Source organism: Clostridium sp. 1001283B150225_161107_B6 (assembly GCF_015556325.1).
Classification (GTDB): Bacteria; Bacillota; Clostridia; order Lachnospirales; family Lachnospiraceae; genus Enterocloster.
On the sequence record NZ_JADNMD010000005.1, the window covers coordinates 333,783 to 339,979 of the forward strand.

The following is a 6,197-nucleotide window of genomic DNA, read 5'->3' on the forward strand; positions in this document are numbered from 1 at the left end:
TTTCCGCCGCTTTGCTTCCGCCATTTATCCGGCTTCATTCAACTCCGCAACAATACAAAGTCTATATCTTTTGCAACCTTACAAGTCCAAAGTCCACAAATTTCATATACTCTGCATTGTTGCGCTGTTCCCTACTCCGGTCTGATATTATTCAGTTCCCAATACCATGAATTATTTATCCGCTTCGCCCGGACACCTAACTCTTTCTTTGCATTTTCCAATGTCCGTTTCGATATACCCTGTTCGTCCGCCAGATTAACAATTTCGTTGCTTTGCATGGCGTTATTCGTTTCCGCCAGTTCCCGGAGTAAGCGTTTCGCCTGCTCCATTTTATTTGCTTTTGGAGCGATACCGCCCAAGACTTCATCAGCCGTAATGTCATAATCTCCAAGCCACTGAAAACCGCCCTCTGAAAGCTCAAAGGCTTTCGGGTGTCCGAACGCCGCCAGATTATTTTTTATCTGGACAACCGCTCTTATATTGGCTTCGCTCTCCACTCTGCCGACCAACAGGACGCTCCTTGCGACTGCAAAGAAATCAATGGAACCCATACCACGATACGCCGCCTTATTTCCCGCCGCTTTGTTCATGTGACCGACAAGCACAATGGCGCATTGATATTTTTCTGCCAGAGCCGCCAGTTTCTTTGTCATATCCCTTGCTTCATTTGCCCGGTTCATATCCATACCGCCGCCCAAGTAGGCTTGTATCGGGTCTAAAATAAGCATTTTAGCCTTTGTCCTTATAATTGCTTCTTCTAATCGTTCATCTATCATAGAAAGTGATTTTATGCTTTCATCAATGACGGAAATGTTTTCACAGTCTGCTCCCGCCAATTCCAGACGGGGCTTTACGGTATCGGCAAGCCCGTCCTCCGCAGTCTGATAAATCACATTCAGCGGTTCTGCCAGCTTCATTTCACTGTCCAGTCCCTCGCCCGTTGACAGCTTTGCCGCTATGTTAAGTACAAGCGTTGTCTTTCCGTCACCCGGATCGCCTTGAACGATTGTCAGCTTCCCATATGGGATAAACGGAAACCACAGCCAAGATACCTCCTGCGACTGTATCTCCGACATTTTAATCATCTGCAATTCTGTTTTTGTTTCTTCCATAATGCCCTCCATTTCTGAAAAATCATTGTCACTGGAAAAAACCTCTGCTATACTTATTTTGTGAAACACTGATAACAGAGGTTTTCCAGTTATCACAGCCCTAACAGTTGCCGCTGTAGGGGCTTTCTTCTGCTCCAGCATCACTATCCTGCCACAGATATTTTGCTCCGTCTAAGACCCACAGGATTGCTTTCAGCATATCAAGACAATCGTGCCGCATATCTTCCAACCCCTCCGGCGTTAATGCGATTTCAGTCTTTTCAAACTGTTCTGTTACTTCTCGGATATTGGTCTGCATTACCTTTAGTTCCTCCACCAACTGATAAACCAACTCTTTTTTACCAACCACGCACACCCGGTTATAAATGCAGGAACGGACAAAATAATCTTTCTTAGAAAGTCCGCTTACTAAAATCTTTGCTTCGATTTCTTCCCTCTCTCTAGGAGAAATACGAAAGCTAATTGTCGGGTATTTATGTACTCCGCTCATTCTTCTTCCTCCCTGTTGTTTTCAATCTCTAATTTATCCGCAAGTTCTCCCTGCTTATTGGGATATAAATGTGAGTAAGTGTTTAATGTTGTTTCGATTTTCTCATGCCCTAACCGTTCCGCAATCGCCAATGGCGTAAATCCCATTTCCACAAGCAGAGAGGCGTGGGAATGGCGAATATCGTGCAAGCGTATTCTTTTTACCCCGGAAGCCTTGATACCTCTGATAATTTCATGCTCCATATAGGACTTTGTAAAACGGAACATTCTTTTATCTGCCATAATTCCATACAAGTGTGAAATGTACTCTTTTAATTCTTCCGTCAGAAACAGCGGTATTGTTATGATACGTTTGCTCTTTGGTGTTTTAGGCGGTGTAATAATATCCCTGCCCTCTATCCGCTGATAGGACTTGTTTACAGAAATGGTACGCTTCTCTAAATCAATATCATTGTAGGTAAGAGCGAGTAATTCTCCTATCCTCATGCCCGTCCAGTAAAGAAGCAGAAACGCCATTTTTGTTTCCGGCTTGTCCTCCACAGTCACAAGAAATTGTTTAAATTCCTGCTTTGTCCAGAACTCCTTTTCCCCGGCGTGGCTCTTTCCAATGCTCCCGGCTTTCCGGCAAGGATTATCCTTCAAGTCATAATACTGTACCGCATAATTGAAGATTGCCGACAACTGATTATTGACTGTTTTCAGATATGTTTCCGAATATCCCTTTTTTATCAGCGCATTTTGCCACGCTCGAATATCAGAAGCCTTGATTTCATTCATGCACTTTTTCTTAAAATAAGGAATAATTTTTAAGTCAATAATAAATTTCTTTGTCCGCATGGTATTCTCACGCAGACGGTGTTCCATATCCTCGTAATAAATATGGACAAAGTTTTCAAAATTGATGTCCAAATTTTTCTGCTGTTGTTGCAGAAAATCACGCTCCCACTGTTCAGCTTCACCTTTCGTCTTGAACCCTCTTTTATTCTTCTTATGGCTCACTCCCTGCCAGTCCTTGTAGTAGAATTGACAGCGCCACATCTTACCGTCTCTTGTTGCCGCCATAGATACGCACTCCTTTCTCACATGGCTACGGTCAGACCGTAGAATTTTTCTTCAAAGTATTTTGTCGGAACCTTGCCGCTGATTGTCCGGTAGCCTTTTGCTTTCAATTCCTCATTCAGTCCCCGAATAATCTTGTAAGCATAGCCCGTTGATACGCCAAGCATTACTGCCGCTTCCTCTGCCGTTACATACATCTTTTTTGATTTCTCCATTCATTGTCCTCCTTGATTTTATATAGGGACTTTTGTCCCTTATTTGCATTTTTATTATACAGGCTCTTTTGTCCCTTGTCAACATATTATTCTTAAATTAATTGATTATTTTCAATGAATATGTTAGAATACAAATGTCCCTATTATTCATATTATTAAATACTAAAGGAGTGACTACATGACAGTAGGAGAGAAAATAAAGACATTCCGAACTATCCGGGGGATTTCACAGAATGTATTAGGGGAACTGGCGGGCATAGATGGTACCACCATTCGCAAATATGAATTAGGAAGCCGGAAGCCAAAGCCCGACCAACTTTTGAAGATTGCCAATGCTCTGGGCGTGAGTATCAACGTATTCACGGACTTCGACATAGAAACCGCTTCTGATGTCCTCACTCTGCTTTTCAAAATGGACGAGCAGGTAGATATGGAAATCGACGGCGAAAAAGACAGTGAGGGAAATCTTATCCCCGACACGATATGTATTCGTTTTAAACACCCGGAAATCAACGGCCGGCTTGCCAAATTTGCAAAGGCTAAGAAATTGCAGGAAAATCTGATTGCTTCCAAAGACGCATTCCCAAGTGAGGAAGCATTTAATAAAGAATTGGAGCAAATGAACGAGACTTGCGAACAGATTAAACAACATTTAGTTGATACAAATAGAATTGTGAAAAAAGGCACCTCTGGTATCTCTGTTCGTATCTATCCAGAGAACACCTAATGAAAGGGTTTATATGACTTTTCTTGAAAATGCACTACACTATGATGATTATTTTCACTTACGACAAAGTGTAAACTGGAATAACTTTTCAGAGCAACAGACTGTTTTTGCTTTGAACCATACCCTTTATTCTATTATTGCGAAAAGCGAACAGGAAACTATCGCTATGGGCAGACTAATCGGGGACGGATTATATTACACTATTGTAGATGTAATTGTAAATCCTGCTTTTCAAGGACAAGGTATTGGTTCTGCCGTTATCCATAAATTACTGAATTATGTAGAAAAGAATACGCCGCCCGGCGGACGCTCCAGTGTTTCTCTAATTGCCGAAAAAGGGAAAGAAGCCTTTTATGAGACTTTAGGATTTAAAAAGATACCCCATGAATTTTGCGGTAGCGGCATGAGAAAGGTAATTCACAAAAAAGAAATTAACTGAAAAATATTAGAGACAGGTATCATGATACCCCCCCCCCCCCAAAAAAAATCCAGTATTCATCAAATAATTAGAGCCATTTTAGAGCCAAACGGCAAAAAGCGACCCCGGAAATGCCCATTCTATCAGCATTTCCGGGGTTCTGTCCGTTACTCAAACTCAATCGTAGCCGGCGGTTTCCCCGTGCAATCATACAACACCCTATTCACGCCCTTCACCTCATTCACAATCCTGCTGGTCACCTTCCCCAGCACTTCCCAGGGAATCTGAGCCGACTCAGCGGTCATGAAATCAGATGTAAGCACAGCCCGCAGGGCAATGGCATAATCATAGGTTCTCTCATCGCCCATGCAGCCAACAGACCGCATATTGGTCAGAGCCGCAAAATACTGTCCCAGATTCTTATCCACTCCGGCCTTTGCAATCTCTTCCCTGTAAATCGCATCCGCATCCTGTACAATACGGACTTTATCAGCCGTCACCTCACCGATGATTCTGACCCCCAGTCCGGGTCCCGGGAATGGCTGTCTGAATACCAGATATTCGGGAATTCCCAGTTCCAGTCCTGCCTTTCTCACCTCGTCCTTGAAAAGCAGCCTTAAAGGCTCTACCAATTCCTTGAAATCCACATGTTCCGGCAGTCCGCCAACATTGTGGTGGGACTTAATAACAGCGGATTTGCCCAGGCCGGATTCAATCACATCCGGGTAAATGGTTCCCTGTACCAGGTAATCCACTGCCCCAATCTTCTTTGCCTCTTCCTCAAATACGCGGATGAATTCCTCACCTATAATCTTGCGCTTTGCCTCCGGTTCCTCCACACCCTTCAGCCTGGCGTAGAACCGTTCCTGGGCATTGACACGGATAAAGTTCAGGTCATATGCGCCTTCCGGACCAAATACAGCTTCTACCTCGTCTCCCTCATTCTTGCGCAGCAGACCGTGGTCCACAAACACGCAGGTAAGCTGCCTGCCAATGGCCTTGGACAGCATAACAGCTGCCACAGAGGAATCCACACCGCCTGAAAGCGCACACAGCACCTTGCCGTTTCCAATCTTTTCCCTCAGAGCCTTGATAGTGGTATCTACAAAGGAATCCATCTTCCAGTCGCCGGAGCATCCGCATACATTATATACAAAGTTGGAAAGCATCCTGGTGCCTTCCTTTGTGTGAACCACCTCAGGATGGAACTGTACCGCATAAAAGTTCTTCTCAGCGCACTCCATGCCGGCTACGGGACAGGAATCTGTATGCGCAGTGATGCGGAAGCCTTCCGGCACCTCTGCAATGTACACACCATGGCTCATCCAGCATACGGTCTTGGGAGAAACGCCCTCAAACAGCTTGGAAGAAGTATCCACATCCACTTCCGTGTGTCCGTATTCGCTTACTACAGCCTTCTTTACAACACCATCCAGCAGGTAGCTCATAAGCTGTGCACCGTAGCAGATTCCCAGGACCGGGATTCCCAGTTCAAATATCTCTTTTGAGCAGCGCGGCGCTCCATCTTCAAACACAACATCCGGTCCGCCTGTAAAAATGATTCCCTTGGGATTCATCTCCTTGATTTTCTCCAGGCTCATATCATAAGGATGCACTTCACAGTATACGCTGCATTCGCGGACACGGCGTGCAATCAGCTGGTTGTACTGGCCGCCAAAGTCCAGTACGATAATCATCTCTCTGTCCATGAGATTCGTTCCTCCATTATTTTACGGATTTCCCACCAAAACAATTATAGTAAAACTGTATCCCAGAACGGGTTTGAAAATACCCTGTATCGGATGGCTGCAACAGATTGTCTGCTGCCAGCTGTCCGTAAACCGCCTGCTTGCGCCGCTGCCGGCGCCGGAGGTTTAACCAGATACAAACCATTTCCAAACCCGCCCTTATTATATACCTTGACCCAATTTAACGAAAAATATTTATGTCTCTATAAATTGAAAGAGATTGTACAGAATAGTACAATCTCTTTTTTATCTTTCGTATGTATCTATTATAAAACAGGGACCGACAAATATCAAGCTATTTCGACACTTTTTTAAATTTTTTTAGCTGTCTCCTGCCCTTATCCCCTATCCTCCCGTCTTTGGGCTTTAACACCATAATTCTTTAGGGGCAATTCAACACATCATATATTTACAGTCAGCATAGTTGCT

7 protein-coding genes are annotated in these 6,197 nt (G+C 44.2%); 2 read left to right on the forward strand and 5 right to left on the reverse strand.

What is annotated here, in order from left to right; translation table 11 throughout:
- Nucleotides 1–131: 131 nt before the first annotated feature.
- From I2H39_RS14895 to I2H39_RS14910, 4 genes are all read right to left on the reverse strand, one after another.
- Nucleotides 132–1,112, reverse strand: coding sequence for an AAA family ATPase (locus tag I2H39_RS14895; RefSeq protein ID WP_195626843.1), 981 nt, complete (start codon nt 1,110–1,112; stop codon nt 132–134).
- A 100-nt stretch (nt 1,113–1,212) separates the two neighbouring features.
- Complete coding sequence (locus tag I2H39_RS14900) at nt 1,213–1,602, reverse strand: hypothetical protein (RefSeq protein WP_195626825.1); 390 nt, start codon at nt 1,600–1,602, stop codon at nt 1,213–1,215.
- The gene (locus I2H39_RS14905) at nt 1,599–2,663 is read right to left on the reverse strand and encodes a site-specific integrase (RefSeq protein WP_195626826.1); all 1,065 of its coding nucleotides are present in this window, start codon (nt 2,661–2,663) and stop codon (nt 1,599–1,601) included. The genes I2H39_RS14900 and I2H39_RS14905 overlap by 4 nt, the downstream gene beginning before the upstream one ends.
- Nucleotides 2,664–2,680: 17 nt before the next feature.
- Nucleotides 2,681–2,875 carry an ICEBs1 excisionase gene (locus I2H39_RS14910; RefSeq protein ID WP_195626827.1) on the reverse strand — a complete coding sequence of 65 codons (195 nt, stop codon included), beginning with the start codon at nt 2,873–2,875 and terminating at the stop codon, nt 2,681–2,683.
- A gap of 178 nt (nt 2,876–3,053) precedes the next feature.
- Between I2H39_RS14910 and I2H39_RS14915 the strand changes: the two genes are divergently transcribed.
- Both I2H39_RS14915 and I2H39_RS14920 read left to right on the forward strand, forming a co-directional pair.
- On the forward strand, nt 3,054–3,602 hold the full coding sequence (locus I2H39_RS14915) for a helix-turn-helix transcriptional regulator (RefSeq protein ID WP_195626828.1): 549 nt from the start codon (nt 3,054–3,056) through the stop codon (nt 3,600–3,602).
- Nucleotides 3,603–3,615: 13 nt separating this feature from the next.
- On the forward strand, nt 3,616–4,041 hold the full coding sequence (locus I2H39_RS14920; RefSeq protein ID WP_195626829.1) for a GNAT family N-acetyltransferase: 426 nt from the start codon (nt 3,616–3,618) through the stop codon (nt 4,039–4,041).
- A 146-nt stretch (nt 4,042–4,187) separates the two neighbouring features.
- Here the strand turns inward: I2H39_RS14920 and guaA are convergent, their stop codons facing one another.
- Nucleotides 4,188–5,729 carry a glutamine-hydrolyzing GMP synthase gene (guaA, locus tag I2H39_RS14925; RefSeq protein ID WP_138309267.1) on the reverse strand — a complete coding sequence of 514 codons (1,542 nt, stop codon included), beginning with the start codon at nt 5,727–5,729 and terminating at the stop codon, nt 4,188–4,190.
- Nucleotides 5,730–6,197: the final 468 nt, after the last annotated feature.